This is a genomic window from Micromonospora sp. DH13 (assembly GCF_020873825.1).
In the GTDB taxonomy this organism is placed as follows: domain Bacteria; phylum Actinomycetota; class Actinomycetes; order Mycobacteriales; family Micromonosporaceae; genus Micromonospora; species Micromonospora haikouensis.
Genome location: NZ_JAHWGR010000113.1, coordinates 1 through 405, shown reverse-complemented (window position 1 = coordinate 405; position 405 = coordinate 1). Strand labels below are relative to the sequence as shown.

1 pseudogene is annotated in these 405 nt (G+C 74.1%); it reads right to left on the bottom strand.

Annotated elements, in window-relative coordinates:
- Nucleotides 1-405: pseudogene (locus tag LPA42_RS33490) on the bottom strand (histidine kinase); the annotation flags it as partial.

Sequence of the window (405 nt, the reverse complement as noted above, 5' to 3'; positions counted from 1 at the left end):
GCGGTCCATCTGCGAGTACTGCTTCGCCGCGTCGACCAGCGCCGAGATCCGCGCGGTGCTCTCGCCGATCTCGGCCACCAGCGTCTCGGTCTCGACGGTGTAGGCCAGCCACTGCAGCGCCGCCGGCAGGAACGACGGCCCCACCGCGTCGGCGACCCGCTCGAGGTCGAACGTGCCCAGCCCGGCCGCGACGAACACGCCGGCGAGGTCCCAGGCGCGCTCCACGTCGCGCTCCTCGAGCCAGTCGCCGAGCTCGTCCTCGAGGTCGGAGCGCTCGACCGGCCCGAGCTCGGCGGCCGGGCCGATCCGGGCGAGGAAGTCCTCCTGCAGCGTGGTGAGCGCGCCGAGCATCTCGCCGGGGATGCGGCCGTCGGAGAGCTTCGCCAGCTTGAGCCGCATGCCGGC